The organism is Aquimarina macrocephali JAMB N27 (assembly GCF_000520995.1).
GTDB lineage: Bacteria > Bacteroidota > Bacteroidia > Flavobacteriales > Flavobacteriaceae > Aquimarina > Aquimarina macrocephali.
This window is the reverse complement of sequence record NZ_JACA01000056.1, coordinates 1-17,655: the sequence shown is the minus strand read 5'-3', so window position 1 is coordinate 17,655 and position 17,655 is coordinate 1. Positions and strand designations below refer to the sequence as shown.

The following is a 17,655-nucleotide window of genomic DNA, read 5'->3' as shown; positions in this document are numbered from 1 at the left end:
CAGGATTAAGTTATGATATACAGCTTTAAAGGATATATACCCGTAGTACACGAAAGTAGTTTTGTGCATCCGTTAGCAGCAGTAACCGGTAATGTTATTATTGGTAAAAACTGTTACATCGGACCAGGAGCCGCGATACGTGGAGATTGGGGAGAGATTATCCTTGAAGATGGAGTTAATGTCCAAGAAAATTGTACGGTACATATGTTTCCGGGTAAATCTATTGTGCTTAAAGAAAGTGCACATGTAGGACACGGAGCAGTGATTCATGGAGCAAATTTGGGACGTAACTGCCTAATTGGGATGAATACTGTGATTATGGATGATGCAGAAATTGGAGATGAATGTATAGTGGGGGCAATGTCTTTTGTGAAAGCAAATGCAGTTTTTCTAAAACGAAGTTTGATTGTTGGTAATCCAGCGAAGGTAATTAAAGAAGTGAGTGATGAAATGATAGCCTGGAAAACAAAAGGAACAAAGTTGTATCAACAATTACCAGCAGATTGTTATGAGTCACTTAAAGAAGTAGAACCTTTAAGAGAGGTTCCGAAAGATAGAACTAAACAAGAAGCATTTTATAAAACGCTGGAAGAGTTTAAGCAAAAATAGATAATTACGAATGTTACACCAAGCTTGTTGAAATATAATCAATGAAGGATATAAAAAAGTCTTCGACAAGTTAAATGTAGCATAAACGAATAAAATTAATATATTACAAATAATAAACTAACAAACATTAGTTAACCAAGATGTCGACAGTAGAATTAAAAATGCCCAAAATGGGTGAAAGTATATCAGAGGCTACCATTCTTAACTGGTTAAAGAATGTAGGTGATACGGTAGAAGAGGATGAGACGATTTTAGAAGTAGCTACAGATAAAGTAGATTCTGAGGTTCCTTCTCCTTGTAATGGAGTGATTACAGAAATACGTTACCAACCTAATGAAGTAGTAGAAATAGGACAGGTAATTGCCGTAATTGATGCAAATGCAAAATCTGTAACACTGAGCCAAAAATCTGAAAAGTCAAAAACGATTGGAAAATCACAAAAAATTCAGGAACCATTGGCTAATTCTGAATCAAGAAAAGCAAATAATTCTGAGTTCAAAACTTTAAACACAGGAGAAAATGATGGTTTCTTATCTCCTTTGATCATTAGTATTGCTCAAAAAGAAAATATAACCGTAGAAGAACTACAAAGTATTGCAGGTACAGGAGTAGATGGTCGTATACGTAAGAGTGATGTGATGCTTTATCTAAAAAATAGAAAATATCCTTTACCAAGCAGACCACAACCACAAGCACCAAAATCAACTTACAATGCACCTCCAATCTCTTTTGTAGAAGGAAAAGATCGTATTGTAGAAATGGATCGTATGCGAAAAATGATCGCAGATCATATGGTGTATTCTAAACATACCTCACCTCACGTAACCAGTTATATTGAAGTTGATGTAACTAATATTGTGAATTGGAGAAATGAAGTAAAGGTAAAGTTTAAGGAAAAACATGGGGAGAAATTAACATTCACTCCAATTTTTGTAGAAGCCGTTGCTAAGGCAATTCAGGAATACCCGATGATTAATGTTTCTGTAGATGACAAGAAGATTGTGGTACATAACGATATTAATGTTGGTATGGCAACTGCACTGCCTAATGGTAACTTGATCGTTCCGGTAGTTAAAAATGCTGATGAGAAAAACTTACTTGGATTAGCTAAACGTGTAAACCACCTGGCTAATAGTGCAAGAAATAATGCCTTAAAACCAGACGAAATACAGGGAAGTACTTTTACTATTTCTAATGTAGGAACCTTTGGAAGTTTGATGGGAACACCAATTATTAATCAACCCGAAGTTGCTATTCTTGCTTTAGGGATTATTAAGAAAAGACCCGAAGTAATTACTACAGAAAAAGGAGACGAAATTGCAATTAGAAGTATGATGTATTTATCCTTGTCTTTTGATCATAGAGTAGTAGATGGGTTTTTAGGAGGATCATTTTTACGTAAAGTAGGTGATGAATTGGAAGCTTTTGATATAAATAGAGAAATATAATAATAAATGCACAAGGGATAGAAGCTGGCTACCATGTAGCGCGAATAGCCCGACCCACTGGGATGTGCCCAAAACAATAATAATGGAGCAAAAAATCAAAATTACAACAACCTCAGATTCAAAATTAAAGGATATTGATTTTGATAATATTCCTTTGGGAAAAGCCTTTACCGATCATATGTTTATCTGTGATTATGAAGATGGAGCTTGGCAAAACCCACGAATCGAACCGTTAGCATTAATTCCTACGCATCCTGCAGCAATGGCTTTGCATTATGGGCAAGCAATTTTTGAAGGAATGAAAGCAACAGTAGGTAATGATAATACTCCGTTGTTATTTAGACCAGAAGAAAATGCAAAACGATTTAATCATAGTGCGGCCAGAATGGGAATGCCTTCTGTACCCGAAGAACTTTTTGTAGAGGCAGTAAAACAAATTGTAGGAATAGAGCATGGATGGATACCACCACAAGAAGGAAGTGCATTGTATTTACGCCCATTTATGTATGCAGATGAACCTTTTATCGGGATGCGAGCAGCATCAAGTTATAAGTTTATTGTAATCTGTTCTCCTGCAGGTCCATTCTTTACTAAAAAAATCAGATTATATGCTGAAACCGAATATATAAGAGCAGCAGATGGAGGAACAGGGGAAGCAAAAGCAGCAGGAAATTATGCAGCGGCAATTCTACCTACCGAAAAAGCCAAAGCCAAAGGATATGACCAAGTATTGTGGCTGGATGCCAATGAACATAAATATATCCAGGAAGTAGGAACGATGAATATCTTTTTTAAAGTAGGTGGCAAGTTTATTACTCCAAGAACCAATGGATCTATTTTAAAAGGAATTACACGGGATAGTGTGATCACTTTACTAAAAGATAAATGTTTTGAAGTAGAAGAACGCCCGATTACGATCGATGAGGTTATTGCGTATTCGAAAGAAGGAAAACTGGAAGAGGCTTTTGGGACAGGTACAGCAGTTGCTATTGCTATGGTAGAAGCTATTGGATATAATGAAGAATTGATCACATTACCCGATACAAACCCTGTAAGCCAGGATATGAAGGATACTTTGGATGAGATTAAAATTCAGAAAAGAGAAGATAAACATGGTTGGATTATACCCGTACCTGTTAGAGAGAAAGTAAGATAAAAGTTTTGTCATATTGAGCCCTTAAATAAATCTGGAACAGTGCCTTTAAAAATGGCTTTACTCATGAGGTTTAGAAAAGATTTCGACTGACTTAACCTGACCTGAGATTGATAAATGAAGAATTCGGAATTACAATTATTAGTAATTCAAAAATAAAAAAAAATGTTAGCAGAAAAGACCATAGCAAAAGAAGCATTACAAAAAGCGTTCATGACACTTTGTAAGGCTAAGTCGATGACCGAGTTGTATGAAGAGAATTTCAAAACTGTTTCTAAATATGTACATGCAACCTCAAGAGGGCATGAAGCAATCCAAATAGCTACGGCAATGCAATTATTGCCTCAGGATTATGCGTTTCCGTATTATCGTGATGATGCCATGTTATTAGGAATCGGAATGCGACCTTATGATTTGATGTTGCAATTGTTGGCTAAAAAAGATGATCCATTTTCTGGAGGTAGAACATATTATTCACATCCTAGTATACGTGATGAGGATAAACCAAAAATCCCACACCAATCATCAGCAACAGGAATGCAAGCAATACCTGCAACGGGAGTAGCATTAGGGATGCAATACAAAGAATTAGTAGGGATAGATCATGTTTCTGGAAACGATTCTGGCAAGAGTGAGGTAACAAAGCTACCTCTGGTAGTTTGCTCTTTAGGGGATGCTTCGGTAACCGAAGGGGAGATTGCAGAAGCTTTTCAGATGGCTGCTTTAAAGCAATTACCCATTTTGTATTTGGTACAGGATAACGGATGGGATATTTCGGCTAATGCAGAAGAAACACGTGCGCAAAGTGCTTTTGAATATGCAGCAGGATTTAATGGATTAGAAGCTATTTCTATTGATGGAGCTAATTTTACCGAAAGTTACCTGGCGATACAAGAAGTAATCAAGACGATTAGAGAAGAAAGAAGACCGATTCTGGTACATGCTAGGGTACCGTTATTAAATCATCATACTTCGGGAGTACGAATGGAATGGTATCGTGATGATCTAGAAGAGGCTCGCTCTCGTGATCCATATCCGGTATTAAGAAACCAATTACTTTCATCTGGTTTTACAGAAGATGAAGTGTTGACTATCGAAGCAGAAGCAAAAGCAGTAGTAGCCAAAGATTTGAAAGAAGCAATGAAGGCTGAAGATCCAAAACCAGAAGATCTGTTTACTCATGATTTTGCACCAACACCAATTACAGAAGAGAAAGGAGAACGATCTCCGGCAGATAAAGAAGAAGTAGTGATGGTAGATTGCGCTCTGTTTGCTGTAGAAGAATTAATGAGAGAGCATAAAGAGTGTTTACTATATGGTCAGGATGTAGGAGGAAGATTAGGAGGTGTATTTAGAGAAGCGGCTACGCTGGCACAAAAATTTGGAGATGAGCGTGTGTTTAATACTCCTATCCAGGAGGCCTTTATTGTAGGCTCTACCGTGGGAATGTCTGCAGTTGGATTAAAACCTATTGTAGAAGTACAGTTTGCCGATTATATCTGGCCTGGATTAAACCAATTATTTACAGAGGTGAGTAGATCATGTTATTTGTCTAATGGGAAATGGCCGGTATCGATGATTCTTCGGGTTCCGATTGGAGCATATGGTAGTGGAGGACCTTATCATTCTTCTTCTGTTGAATCTGTAGTAACCAATATTCGAGGTATTAAGATAGCATATCCAAGTAATGGAGCAGATCTTAAAGGATTGATGAAAGCTGCATATCACGACCCAAACCCTGTAGTTATTTTAGAACACAAAGGATTGTATTGGTCAAAGGTAAAAGGAACTGATGCCGCCAGAACTATAGAACCATCAGAAGATTATATTTTACCTTTTGGAAAAGCTAATGCTGTACAACGTATATGGCCACAGGAAGAAAAAGAGACTATGACTATCGTAACCTACGGAATGGGAGTACATTGGGCTCTTAATGCTACAAAGGATATGAAAGAAGTAGTTGAGGTTATTGATTTACGCACATTATATCCTCTTGACGAGGAAACGATCATGGAATCGGTAAAGAAAACAAAGAAATGCCTTGTTGTAACCGAAGAGCCAACCAATAATTCTTTTGCAAGAGCTTTATCGGGTAAAATCCAGGAAGAGTGCTTTAGATATTTGGATGCTCCTGTAATGACAATTGGGTCAGAAAATATGCCAGCTATTCCTTTAAACAGTACACTTGAGCAAACCATGATTCCCTCTACAGAAAAGGTAAAAGAGAAGATAGACGAATTATTAAATTATTAAGCAATTAATAGTAATAACCCTGGTGACTTTTATTTAAAGCAACCAGGGTATATTTTTTATCCCCACATACAGAATCTACCGTTGCATTCTCCAATGCCGCAAAAACCATTTCGACAACATAGGTCTCCCATTTGGTAACAATTAGGCCCGGATCCACTAATAGATTTTTGAAGCTCTTTACTTAGTTTTTTTATCCCATTTACATTTAAAATATTTTTCATTTTTGGAGGTTTTAAGAGTTTATATTCAATAAATTAATGATGGTATAAGATATTAATAATAAGTGTTTTTTACTTGAAGAGATATGATAAGGTTGTGTAAAATTATTACTGCATCGATATCACCTAAATCACTTTCGTGATGAAATGCATTATTTTTTCAATAATTTTCTAAACGCTTCAGCATCTCCATGAAATAGATCATAATCTACGTCACCTTTGATTCCTTTTAAATCTTTAAGATCTGTACGTTGCCAGATAATCCAGCCTTCATTTTTCCAAGTTTTAGGAACTTTTGGAGTTTTTTTGGTATACTCGGCAATCCATAATTTATATTTAGCAAAATCGGGATGGTCAAGGTATTTAATTCCAAAATAAAAATTAGAATATATAATTGGGGCCACTCCCCATTCTTTTTCTACAATTTGTAACCAGAGTAAAGTGTTTTTTTGGTACTCTTTTTTGGTCACAGGGGCTTTAATCCCTAATTCTTCCAGATCTAAAACAGGAGGTAAATCTCCCGGTTCTAATTTACCAACTGCTGCTATAAAATTTTGAGCTTGCTTTGTAGGATCGTAGCCGGTTTCATAAAAATGATAAGCACCTCTGTAGATACATTTACTTTTTGCAGCTGCTCTGTTTGTTTTAAATTTTGGATCTTTAAAATCATCACCTTCAGAAGCTTTGATATAAACAAAATTAACACCGTCTTTCTTAATGTCATCCCATTTGATGTCACCTTGAAAATGAGAAACATCCATTCCTAAAATAGAAGGATCTGTTTCGAGTCTTTGATTTTCTGAATTGCACAAATTGCTTTTGTCTGTTGCACAAGAAAGTAGTATTAACGATAATATAAAAAGTTGAATAGTAATTTTTTTCATGAATTCTATTGGTTAAGTCTTAAGAGTATTTGATTGTATAAAGTTTTAGATTACTGTGAACTATTGGTAAAATCTTTGCCAAGTTTTTTTAAATTTTCCTCTTGGGTTTCTTTGATTTTACTTAATGCAGAAAAATGAAAGAACTTTTTAAGTAAGAAACTCATGAAATAAAAATATAATAGTGGCAAAATAAGAAAAAGAACAATGAGGTTACTAATCATATTTATAATAAGTTTCATCAATTCTTTTTTACCTTCTTTCAAAATTTCAAAAGCTTCAGAAAATCCTTCTCCTACATCCACACTAACATCTTCAACTTTATCAACAACTGCATCTTCAACTTTTTTAAAGAGACCTATTTTTTTATGACCTTTTTCTTTAGCTTTCTCTAATTGCCTTTCTTTTCGAGCTTCTTGTTTTGATTTAATGTGCTTTCTCTTTGCTTCATATTTATTTTTGATAGATGAAAGGTGCTCATGTAATGAAGAACCAAGATCTAGTTCCATAGTATCAGATACATAGTGTATTCCATTAACGTATAAAGAAAGTCCCGGATTGATGAGTAATGCTATAATAAGCAATTTCAAAGCTACTTTTTTATATTTTTCAAAAAATATACCTATAAGGAAAAACACAGGAAGTAATTTAAACAGTAATGATTTACCCATATTTACCAATATGGTTTGAACAGCAATTACAATGTTGGCAAAGGTTAAATAATTGATTGCCCGTGTAAAAATATCAGAAAGCTCTATTGCCAGTCCCCCCACTAAGAGAATACCCGAATGGTCAATACCTGTAGTAATACTTTTTAATTCCATGGCTACACCAAGGCCTAGCATCATATCCCCATTTACATCAGATAAAAAATCAATAGCTGGATCCACTAATAGGTTACTAAATCCCAAGATGATAATAACCAAAGAGATAATGATAACCCAGATTTTATCATTCTTAATAAGGTTGGATAGTGTTTGGTTGATATCCATAGTAATATTGAAGTTGGTTCGTTTTGTGTAGTTTAAAGGTAGAGAATTTTTGAAGTAAAAAGTATAGGTATTTATACGTAATTATTATGAATGTATTGGTATTACAAGGATTGTTATTTATCGGGGCTTCTTATAAAAGTTTCTATGCTTAAAACCATTCAGTAAAGCCCTGTTACCTTCCAATTCGTAACAGGGCACTATTATCACTTATAAAAAATTCTATGTCTGTCGTTTTTACTTTGTATTCCTTCTGAGCCAGGAGGATATAAAGCTTTACTCATGGCCGTGATGTAATTAGATAACCATTTTGTTACTAGTGTATTGATTTTTCTTTTTATATTTTTTTCTTTAGTATTGGTAAGTTGTGTTTTCATAATATTACTTTTTTTGAATTGTTATTTATGTGCCTCGTGATGATTCATATCCGCGTGAGTCAATTTTTTGAAAAGAATTTGCATAATTTTCTGTTCGTTTCTTTGTTGTAGAGTTCACAATGAACTTTCCTGTTTCTTTGGTTTTATGTAAAAACCATTGTGATACATTATTTCTCATGATTGTTGTTTAAAAGGTTAATAGAACCGATAAGGTTATCTTATCAGTTTTTTAGGTATATGTTAATTGTGCATTGTATTAGATGATCTGTAAATTGGTGGCAATTAGATGCTTGAGGAATACCGTATTCCTCATGATGTTTTACCAGAATATCCTTCGAAAATTTCTATATTGCTTATTCAATTAGAACTATAAAACATGGATAGTATATCAACAATTATTTTAGCTTTATCTCTTATTATTATAATGCTTGGAATGGGATTGTCTTTGGTTGTTGATGATTTTAAAAGAATATTTATATATCCTAAAGCAATACTGTTAGGGTTGACTAATCAAATACTAATTTTACCAGTGTTGGGATTTGCATTGGCATCCTTATTCCCGATACAGCCCGAAATTGCAATTGGAATTATGATCTTAACTGCATGCCCTGGAGGACCTACTTCTAATTTAATATCTCATTTGGCAAAAGGAGATATAGCATTATCTGTTACTCTTACTGCATTAAGTAGTTTGATTACTATTTTAACTATACCTTTTATTATAAATTTTGCACTTCTTCACTTTTTGGAAGAAGGACAAATGATTAGATTGAATGTGATGACTACCATTATTCAGATATTGGTAATTACCATTATTCCTGTAGGTATTGGTATGTTGATTAGAAAATATAATGAACGATTTGCTTTAAAAATGGCTAAACCTGTTCGACGAGCTTCTGGGATTGTACTCATACTTGTAATTGCGGGTATCACAATTAAGGAAAAAGATAATATTGTGTCTTATTTTCAACAAGCAGGAGTAGTAGCTTTATGTTTAAATGCTATTACAATGATTGTGGGATATTATTCTTCTAGATTATTTAGAATTAAAGATAAAAGAGCCATTTCAATTGCAATTGAGTCGGGGATTCAAAATGGGACTTTAGCAATAACTATTGCTGTTGTTTTATTAAAAAACACTTCGTTTGCAGTTGCTCCGGCGGTATATAGCTTATTAATGTTTTTTACAGGGGGTGTTGCTGTCTATTTGGGTATTAAGAAAAGTAATACCCAGAAAAATTAGTAGTACTGATCCCGCAGGACGGGATGTACACCCAAGAGACAGTCGGATGCACTAGCAATTGTGCTACAGTACATACTATACTATAGAGGTTCTGGTATTAGAACCTAATACATTTAGTTTTCTTCAATATGTCAATGAACTATATCAATAAAAAAAGACGCCTTATTAGGGCGTCTTTTTTATATCTCGATTTGTTTATAAGTTATATTCTTATAATTATCTTTTCTATATAATAGACACCTTTTATGTTCACTCCAGAACAATACCTCCATTGTTTATTAAAAAGTCGGGTTAACATATGTTGTGAATTACTAGGTGTCATTTTTATTTCTTTAAGTTAAATACGTACTATTGATATTAATCTAAGTTCGTAATTGTTTCGATGCAAAGATCAAAACAATTTTTTAAAAAGCAAATATTTATTCAAGTTATTTTATTGATAATCAGTTAGTTGTAGTCATTTTGAAACATAGGAATTCCTGTCCGTCTTTCAACAGATTTTGGATAGTTGCAGTAATTGTCTGTCTCCCTGTTGCTTACTTTCCAAATGGTATTTTTTATGTGCTAATTAATTTCTATTCATATGTTTAATTTTTTTGCTGAGTTTTTTCAGATTACTTAATTTATTAGATTAAAATGTATTGTTACTTTATAATATTCTACACTTTAGGGGGATTATTTCGACTAGATTTTCTGTATTCGCTTCATTTTACATCAAAAAGATTCAACAAAAAAAGCGTCCAATTTCTTGGACGCTTGAGTTATATTTAGTCTTTGTTTTAAATCACTTCAAAAAAAATCAAAAATAACTACATAGCATCCTATTATGTTGGGATAATATAATTACCCAACGATATTTACATTGTTTATACAATGTTTTAGGATTAATATGTAGTCTGTTGTTTCTCATTTTGTTATGCAAATATTACTAGTTTCTCTGTTGTTTTCCAAATATTTATTGAAATTAACTCTATTTTCACATACCTACTTCTTAATTCCGGGCAATCCATTAGGCTTTTTGGTTTGCCAATGAAAAATTTCTGCTTTTTGTTTTTTTGGCCACTCTTCATCCAATGTATTGGCATTATACACCCTTCCGTTTTTGATTACATGAGTTAGTGTATTTGTGTTTCTGATATTTTCTAATGGGTTTTTTGATAAAATTAAAATATCTGCCAATTTTCCGATTTCAATACTTCCCAAATCAGTATCTAATCCTAATGCTTCTGCACCGAGTGTGGTGGCAACCCTAAGGGCATCATGATTTTTCATTCCACCACTACCCACAGACCACAATTCCCAATGAAACCCGAGTCCCTGTAATTGTCCATGACTTCCTATTCCGGCCAAGCCTCCTGCTTCTATCAGGTCTTTCATAAATACGGCATGTTTTTTAAACACATGTTCTTCTTCCATAAACCAACCTGGTCTTCTTCTGGATTTTTGTGCTAATTCTTTATATGGTGTGAAATATTGTATTTTTTGATCACCCCAAACATTCTCACGGGAGTAATAATAATTTTCTGCCCAAGGCCCACCATAGGATACTAATAGAGTAGGTGTTACTGCCATTTTTGAATCAGCTATGGTTTTTACGACATCTTTATAGATAGGGTAAATAGGTAAGGAATGTTCATGGCCTGGATAGCCATCTAAGAGTTGAGTCATATTTAATTTAAAATCCAACCCTCCTTCGGTAGTAGGCATTAGTTTTAGTTCTTTTGCAGCCATCATAATCCACTGTCGGTGTTTACGATTACCTACCAAATACATTTTGATACTCTTAGTATTATAATACTCACTATACTGTTTTAATACATCTTTTGCATGATCCAGACTTTCGATTTGATATTTCCAAAACCCAACTCCAGGACCTGTGCTATATACACGTGGGCCATGAATCATACCAGACTCTACCATATCGGCATAGGTAAGAACATCGGTTGTACCGGTTTGCGGATCTCTGGTAGTGGTAACGCCATAGGCCAGATTGGCAGAATACATCCATACCTGGTTTTTATGTACACCCCAACTGGGCCACATGTGAGCATGAGTATCAACAAATCCGGGAACTAATGTTTTTCCAGAAACATCAATGGTATGGGTATCTTCAGGAATTGTTAAGCTCCCCGAAATACCAATAGCTTTAATTCTATTATTTTCTATAAGAATATCTCCTTTTTTAATAACATTGTACCCTTTCATGGTAACAATACGCCCTCCTTGCAATAATAAAGTTCCTTTGGGTATATCCTTTTTATAGTTTACATTGATTTTGAATTCTTCAGCTTCAAATTTTGGATCTTTCTTTTTTTCTTTATCTTCTTTTTTGTCTGTTTTTGTAGTATCTGATTTTTTCTCTGTTTCTTTAAGTTCTTCTTCTTTTTTCTTGGCAGCAGCTATGCTATCATTAAACTTTTTCCCTGCTTCTAAATCATATCTAAAATGACTTGCCCCCAGAGACCAATGTACTTTTTTACTATTCGAGGACCAGGTAGGAAACTCTCCACCTATAACTGTTAATTTCATAGCCGGAAATGCAGCTCCACTAACTTTGGCTACAGAAACTGATGGTGTTTTACCATATCGAGGAATAAGCACAGTATAGATATCATTATTGATTAATGCAAGTGCTGTTTTTCCATCTGGCGAAATTTGTATTTCTGATGGTTTAGAAGCTTTACTTTTATCTCGCCATCCTTCTTCTGATGATGGTAAGGCATTTGATATATAATTGCTAAGATTACCTTCATGATGATCTTTACCAAAGATATCCTGAGAACCATGAGTAGTGATTCCGGTTAATTTTAGATGCTGCTTTTCATCAGATCCATCCCAACGAATAGAAACCAATCCTTTTTCATTATTACTTAGGTAAATACGATTATCTATTTTGGTAAAATGAGGGTTTTGTCTTCCTTTTGTTTTATCTATCAAATTGATAGCACCTCCATTGGCCTGTATCCATACCAAATCTTCCTGGGTTCTATTCGAAAATGGGTCAATGGCATCATCATATGTTTGAGCAACTCCTCGATGAAATGCAATTCTATTTGAAGAATAAGACCATGAGGGTTTTGTGTAAATACCTGGTTGTTTGGTTAATTGTACAGGTGCAGAACGACCATCGAGACTTACTTTAAATAAATGACCTCCTCCTTGTTTCCAGGTAGTGAATACAATATATTTTCCATCGGGAGACCAGGTGGGTTGTGCTTCTGTATACTTATTTGTGGTTAAACGTTTGGGAGTACCATTGGGTAAATTCATTACATATAATCGATTCAGTGCAGTAAACGCCAGTTTAGAGCCATCTGGAGAGGGCTTGGCATCACGAATCTGGGTTACCAGCACATTTTCAGTATCTTTTATTGGGTATTTAAAAGCTAATTTTGGACCTAAATCAAGATTTATATCTGCCTGAAAAGGGATTTCTTTGGCAGTATTATTTTCTACAGAAACGGCATATATTTTTCCGCCATAAGAAACAATTAGGCTCTTATTGTCTGGAGTGAATGACATTGCTGGTAACACTCCCAAAGGAGCAATCGATTCTTGCTCATCACGTTGAACCGGGTATGCTAACCATCGTTCTTTTCCAGTTTTTAAGTTTCGTAATACAAGACCAGTTTCTTCTTCAAAACGAGTACCATACACTAACCAGTTACCGTCATTGGATAAAGTAGGAGTAAAAGCAGAACCATATCTAGAAGTTACTACTGCCATATCACCATCTTCCATATCATAAGTCCCTATTTGATATTGTGGTAATTGTGCATTGTAATCCCAGGAACCTTTACGTTGTGAGAAATACAATAATTTACCATCTGCACTAAAAGCAGGATCAATAGCTTTGATGTTTTTGGGTTTTTCAAACAATTGACTTCCAGAGCCACCTTCTTTATGATAAATATGTAGTTTAATATTTCTACGTCCTTTGCCACCTACAATATATTCTCCATCAGTTGTCCATTCTGCAGAAAAGAAATTATGCTTTTCTTCTTTAGTAATTTGTTTATCTTCTTGAGTAGCAAGATCCAGAGTCCAGATATTATCAGAACCACTTTTATCCGAGATAAAAACCAAAGACTTACCGTCGGGACTATATCTGGGATGTACATCATATGCCATACCACTGGTGATTTGCGTTGCTTTACCGCCATTAATAGGAATAGAATAAATATCACCCATAAGATCAAAAACAATAGTTTTTCCATCTGGACTTACATCTAGTGAAATCCAGGTTCCTTGATCAGTTGTAAATGATATTGTACGTTCGGGCTCTAAAGGAAGCTCCTTAGTTGCTTTTTTGATTGAATCTTTTTCCTTTTTAGCACTTTGAGAAAATGTAGTGAGAGTACATAAAAATAACAGTAGGGAAGTAACCCTTAGCGTGATGTGTGAGTTCATTGATTGTGAATGTTGAATTGTTTTTGAGAAGTAAATATAAACAATAAATTGATGGACTCTGTTATTAACCAAGGTGTTAAATACTTAATTTTTGTGAAACATAACATATGCTTTTAAAGATTGAAGAAGATTTGTTAGACTCTCTGAGAGTAGTAAAAATACGAATTGTATTATTTATCCTTAATCATAGAAATTCTGATCTAAAAGGAATGATTATACCATGAAAACAGATCACTTTTGTCAAATAAATAACTGATAAGTATCATAATTAGAGTTGATGTATCTAAGCGTTTAAAATAGTATTAATAAATACTTTTGACTCATTAATAATACAAACTCAACATTATGAAAATAAACAAGTTAAAAACCCTATTAGTTTTGGCTATAGGAACAGTAATCATCTCTTGTGAGAATGAGCAAACAGAAAATCTGGATTTAAATCAAGATGTCAAAGATGAAATGATTATAGATTATCTAACCGGACGTAAAAGTTCGTCAGATTGTCATTTTGAATACGAAGGTGTCGAAGGACCCGAATTTTGGGATTCTCTTTGTAGTGGAGCCTGGACAGATTGTGGAGGCAATACACAATCACCAATCAATATTGAAGATAGTTCTGCTATCGAAAATCAAGGCCTGGGAGATATTGCCACTAGTTTTGGATCAAGTACAACCGAGATTGTTAACAATGGACATACTATTAAATTTATTTATAATAGTGGTAGTACATCTACTATTAACGGTATTACTTATACTTTGAAACAATTTCACTTGCATACAGGTAGTGAACATACCGTTGATGGAGTGCGATCTCCTATGGAAGCTCATCTTGTTCATCAGGATCCTATTACGGGAGATTTGGCAGTAATCGGAATATTCTTCGAAGAAGGAGCAGAAAATGAAATGCTTAGTAATTTTATGAATGATCTTCCTGTAAATGGAGGAGGTCATTATAACAGCAGTTTTACCTTTAATGTAGAGGATATACTTCCTGCCGATATGAATTATTATACATATAACGGATCCTTAACCACACCTCCTTGTTCAGAGATTGTAACTTGGTATGTTTTGAAAAACCCTGTAGAAGCTTCTCAGGAGCAATTACATTCGTTTGAAACTATCATGCATGAAAACTTCAGGCCAGTACAAGCATTAAACGGGAGGGTTGTTAGTACAAATAATAACTGAAATTGATTTTTTAAACATTTTGGAGTACCCTTTTTTCAATTGAGTTAATTTGAGAAAAACAAGAGTTGTCATTTGGCGGCTCTTGTTGTTTTTTGATAGTATTAAATAATAGAATCATAGTATTTTGATGTAATAGATTCTATTATAAAGTCCATAAATACAAATTTGTAAGTAAGCATTTGTCAAAAAAATAATTGATAAATATCAGGTTTTAGATTGATTAATTCTAGAATTTGAATGATGATAAGAAAGTATTTTTGAAGCATCATTAACCGCAAATCTACTCAAACTCATGAGAACCAGGAAAATACCCTTATCTCTAACCTTATATAATATCTTCTATTACTGTTTTAAATTTCTATTTGTAGAAAAAGACAAAACCACACTACATTTTTATAAGAACACATAGCACTTTTATAAAAGAGTGAATTCAATTTGTGAAAAAATAATGAATTACGTTCAGAATAGGTGTAGTCTATAGTATTAGCTCATAATCTCTTGATAGTAAAACTTTTATTTCATTTTAAAAAATAATGTACTAGGGGGAGATCATGATTAATACGTCATAATAAATAGACACAACCATTTTAATTAGTAATCAAATTAAAACCTATGAATACTCAAAAAAATGCAAGTATTAAGACAAAGATTATTATTCCCCGACCCCAATGTCTTTTTTAGACATAAAAGATTTTTCTCTTTTAAAATCTTAAACTAATTTTTTTAAACACACAATCTTAATTAATTAAAACTCAACACATGAAATCAAGGAAGAGTATATTCCTCCTTATTCCTTTTTTGTTGTTTTCGATACTCGTTAACGCACAAAATCAGAATGACCGAGAGAATATTAAAAAACAAACCGATTTACAAGCCCTACAAAAGATTATTAGCAGATCTAATACTATAAACAATGCCAATAAGGCTAAAGTTGCAAATCAAAAAGTACCTCTTACAAAGACCACAATAGATGGTCGGCTAGGAGTTTTTTATTCTTTTAATGAAAAAGGAGAACCCATTTATGCTTATGATGATAATGTCGATGCTGCCGCTTCAGGACGTACAAACAAAATTTGGACGGGAGGATCATCAGGTCTTAATCTTACTGGTGCCGGCATTGAAATAGGTGTATGGGAAAGTGGTTATGCCAGGCCGACTCATCAGGAATTTGGGGGCAGAGCTTCTAATGGAGGTGATGGAGGATCTGTTACTAGTCATGGAACACATACAGGAGGTACATTAATCGCCAGTGGTACCGACCCAGCAGCCAGAGGAATGGCCTCTGGAGCAACTGTCAAAAACTATACAGCCTCTGGGATGGTAACAGAAGCGGCTTCATTTGCTGCTGCCGGAGGAATTTTGGCTAATAATTCAAATACACCAAGTGGTTCGGCGGGAGTTTATGACGCTACTGCTCGTGATATGGATGAAGTTGCTCATAATGCTCCATTTTATCTGCATTGTAAATCTGCAGGAAATAGTGGGAATAATTATGGAGTAGTAAAAACAAACCAGCTGGCAAAGAATTTACTGGTTGTCGGAAATTGTAATGATATCCTAAACTATACAGGACCTTCTTCTGTAAGTATGTCTTCATCTAGTTCTTACGGCCCTTCTGATGATTGGAGAATTAAACCAGATATTACTAATAATGGTACTACGGTATATTCTTCTGATAATGCCAGTGATACAGATTATGGTAGTAAGAGTGGTACTTCGATGTCTACTCCAGCAACTGCAGGTACTATTGCTTTGTTACAGGAACACTATAAAAATATCAACGGAGTTTACATGAGAGCTGCCACAGCTAAAGGATTGATTATTGATACTGCTGATGAAATGGGAGCCAATGATGGTCCTGATTTTGCAAGTGGATGGGGGCTGGTTAATGCAGAAAGAGCTGCTCAGGTTATCAGTAATAATGGTAACACATCTATTATGGATGAGTTAACATTAAATAATGGAAGTACATATACCAGAACTATCATTTCTGACGGATCTACACCATTAGCTTTGACTATCGTATGGAACGATCCTGCTGGAGCAATTGGTTCAGGAAATACACCTGTATTGGTAAATGACCTGGATGTTCGTATAACTGGTAACAATACTACATATTCTCCCTGGGTAATGGTACCTAATGGAAGCTTTAATAATTATAGTGATGCTGCGCAAAAAGGCGATAATTTTAGAGATAATGTCGAAAAGATAGATGCCGTTTTAGCTGCCGGAACATATACAGTTACAGTTACTCATAAAGGTACACTAACTAATGGTTCTCAGGCTTTTTCATTAATTGCTAATGGTGTAGTTGTTAGTACAGATACACAGGCTCCAAGTGTGCCAGCAAACCTTACTGCTTCTAATACTACTACTAACAGCACAGATTTGTCCTGGACTGCATCGACAGATAATGTAGGAGTTACCGAATATGAGATATTTCAAGGAGCTGCAAGTATTGGTACATCTGTAACCACCAGTTTTAGTGTAAATGGATTAACAGCAAATACTGGATATAGTTTTACGGTAAAAGCGAAAGATGCTGCAGGTAATGCATCTGGAAGTAGTAATGTAGTTAATGTAACTACATTAACACCTATCCCGGATACACAAGCACCTTCTACACCATCGGGATTAACTAGTGCGAATATAACGCAAACAACAACCGATTTATCCTGGACTGCTTCTACAGATAATGTAGGCGTTACTGAATATGAGATATTTCAGGGCGGTAGTAGTATAGGAACATCGACAACCACTAGTTTTAATGTTACCGGTCTTACTGCTTCTACAGCATATAGCTTTACAGTAAAAGCTAAAGATGCTGCGGGTAATGTATCAGGGAACAGTAATGTTGCTAATATTACTACTACAGCTACTCCAGTA

General features: G+C 34.5%; 13 protein-coding genes. 7 read left to right on the top strand and 6 right to left on the bottom strand.

Annotation, left to right across the window (positions count from 1 at the left end; all coding sequences use genetic code 11):
• Positions 1–12 precede the first annotated feature (12 nt).
• The 4 genes from Z054_RS0124760 to Z054_RS0124745 all read left to right on the top strand — a co-directional run bounded on the left by Z054_RS0124760 (position 13) and on the right by Z054_RS0124745 (position 5,463).
• Positions 13–609, top strand: coding sequence for an acyltransferase (locus Z054_RS0124760; RefSeq protein WP_024772701.1), 597 nt, complete (start codon positions 13–15; stop codon positions 607–609).
• Positions 610–749: 140 nt separating this feature from the next.
• On the top strand, positions 750–2,057 hold the full coding sequence (locus Z054_RS0124755) for a dihydrolipoamide acetyltransferase family protein (RefSeq protein WP_024772700.1): 1,308 nt from the start codon (positions 750–752) through the stop codon (positions 2,055–2,057).
• A gap of 82 nt (positions 2,058–2,139) precedes the next feature.
• The gene (locus tag Z054_RS0124750; protein WP_024772699.1) at positions 2,140–3,213 is read left to right on the top strand and encodes a branched-chain amino acid aminotransferase; all 1,074 of its coding nucleotides are present in this window, start codon (positions 2,140–2,142) and stop codon (positions 3,211–3,213) included.
• A gap of 162 nt (positions 3,214–3,375) precedes the next feature.
• Complete coding sequence (locus tag Z054_RS0124745) at positions 3,376–5,463, top strand: alpha-ketoacid dehydrogenase subunit alpha/beta (protein WP_035093483.1); 2,088 nt, start codon at positions 3,376–3,378, stop codon at positions 5,461–5,463.
• 4 nt (positions 5,464–5,467) lie between these two features.
• Here the strand turns inward: Z054_RS0124745 and Z054_RS31910 are convergent, their stop codons facing one another.
• The 5 genes from Z054_RS31910 to Z054_RS31900 all read right to left on the bottom strand — a co-directional run bounded on the left by Z054_RS31910 (position 5,468) and on the right by Z054_RS31900 (position 8,106).
• Positions 5,468–5,620 carry a hypothetical protein gene (locus tag Z054_RS31910; protein WP_161635338.1) on the bottom strand — a complete coding sequence of 51 codons (153 nt, stop codon included), beginning with the start codon at positions 5,618–5,620 and terminating at the stop codon, positions 5,468–5,470.
• Positions 5,621–5,833: 213 nt separating this feature from the next.
• Positions 5,834–6,565 carry a glycoside hydrolase family 25 protein gene (locus Z054_RS0124735; protein ID WP_024772697.1) on the bottom strand — a complete coding sequence of 244 codons (732 nt, stop codon included), beginning with the start codon at positions 6,563–6,565 and terminating at the stop codon, positions 5,834–5,836.
• Positions 6,566–6,615: 50 nt separating this feature from the next.
• Entirely contained in the window at positions 6,616–7,554 is a 939-nt protein-coding gene (locus tag Z054_RS0124730; protein ID WP_024772696.1) for a hypothetical protein, read from the bottom strand.
• Between the two features lie 203 nt (positions 7,555–7,757).
• Complete coding sequence (locus Z054_RS31905; protein WP_161635337.1) at positions 7,758–7,928, bottom strand: hypothetical protein; 171 nt, start codon at positions 7,926–7,928, stop codon at positions 7,758–7,760.
• Positions 7,929–7,953: 25 nt separating this feature from the next.
• Positions 7,954–8,106, bottom strand: coding sequence for a hypothetical protein (locus Z054_RS31900; protein ID WP_161635336.1), 153 nt, complete (start codon positions 8,104–8,106; stop codon positions 7,954–7,956).
• 198 nt (positions 8,107–8,304) lie between these two features.
• On the opposite strand from Z054_RS31900, the gene Z054_RS0124715 reads away from it, so the two are divergent.
• Positions 8,305–9,171, top strand: coding sequence for a bile acid:sodium symporter family protein (locus Z054_RS0124715; protein ID WP_024772695.1), 867 nt, complete (start codon positions 8,305–8,307; stop codon positions 9,169–9,171).
• 984 nt (positions 9,172–10,155) lie between these two features.
• On the opposite strand, the gene Z054_RS0124710 is transcribed toward Z054_RS0124715, so the two are convergent.
• On the bottom strand, positions 10,156–13,581 hold the full coding sequence (locus Z054_RS0124710) for an amidohydrolase family protein (protein ID WP_024772694.1): 3,426 nt from the start codon (positions 13,579–13,581) through the stop codon (positions 10,156–10,158).
• Positions 13,582–13,926: 345 nt separating this feature from the next.
• On the opposite strand from Z054_RS0124710, the gene Z054_RS0124700 reads away from it, so the two are divergent.
• Both Z054_RS0124700 and Z054_RS0124695 read left to right on the top strand, forming a co-directional pair.
• A complete protein-coding gene (locus tag Z054_RS0124700) occupies positions 13,927–14,769 on the top strand; it encodes a carbonic anhydrase (protein ID WP_024772693.1) in 843 nt (280 codons plus the stop codon).
• A gap of 759 nt (positions 14,770–15,528) precedes the next feature.
• Positions 15,529–17,655: S8 family serine peptidase (locus Z054_RS0124695; RefSeq protein ID WP_024772692.1), on the top strand; the 2,127-nt coding region annotated here is incomplete at its 3' end.

Bases quoted from the DNA above. Each gene is read 5' to 3' on its own strand.
- Z054_RS0124760 (WP_024772701.1), top strand. From the start codon at position 13: ATGATATACAGCTTTAAAGGATATATACCCGTAGTACACGAAAGTAGT.
- Z054_RS0124715 (WP_024772695.1), top strand. From the start codon at position 8,305: ATGGATAGTATATCAACAATTATTTTAGCTTTATCTCTTATTATTATA.
- Z054_RS31905 (WP_161635337.1), bottom strand. From the start codon at position 7,928: ATGAAAACACAACTTACCAATACTAAAGAAAAAAATATAAAAAGAAAA.
- Z054_RS0124755 (WP_024772700.1), top strand. From the start codon at position 750: ATGTCGACAGTAGAATTAAAAATGCCCAAAATGGGTGAAAGTATATCA.
- Z054_RS0124750 (WP_024772699.1), top strand. From the start codon at position 2,140: ATGGAGCAAAAAATCAAAATTACAACAACCTCAGATTCAAAATTAAAG.
- Z054_RS0124700 (WP_024772693.1), top strand. From the start codon at position 13,927: ATGAAAATAAACAAGTTAAAAACCCTATTAGTTTTGGCTATAGGAACA.
- Z054_RS0124710 (WP_024772694.1), bottom strand. From the start codon at position 13,581: ATGAACTCACACATCACGCTAAGGGTTACTTCCCTACTGTTATTTTTA.
- Z054_RS0124745 (WP_035093483.1), top strand. From the start codon at position 3,376: ATGTTAGCAGAAAAGACCATAGCAAAAGAAGCATTACAAAAAGCGTTC.
- Z054_RS0124735 (WP_024772697.1), bottom strand. From the start codon at position 6,565: ATGAAAAAAATTACTATTCAACTTTTTATATTATCGTTAATACTACTT.
- Z054_RS31900 (WP_161635336.1), bottom strand. From the start codon at position 8,106: ATGAGAAATAATGTATCACAATGGTTTTTACATAAAACCAAAGAAACA.
- Z054_RS0124730 (WP_024772696.1), bottom strand. From the start codon at position 7,554: ATGGATATCAACCAAACACTATCCAACCTTATTAAGAATGATAAAATC.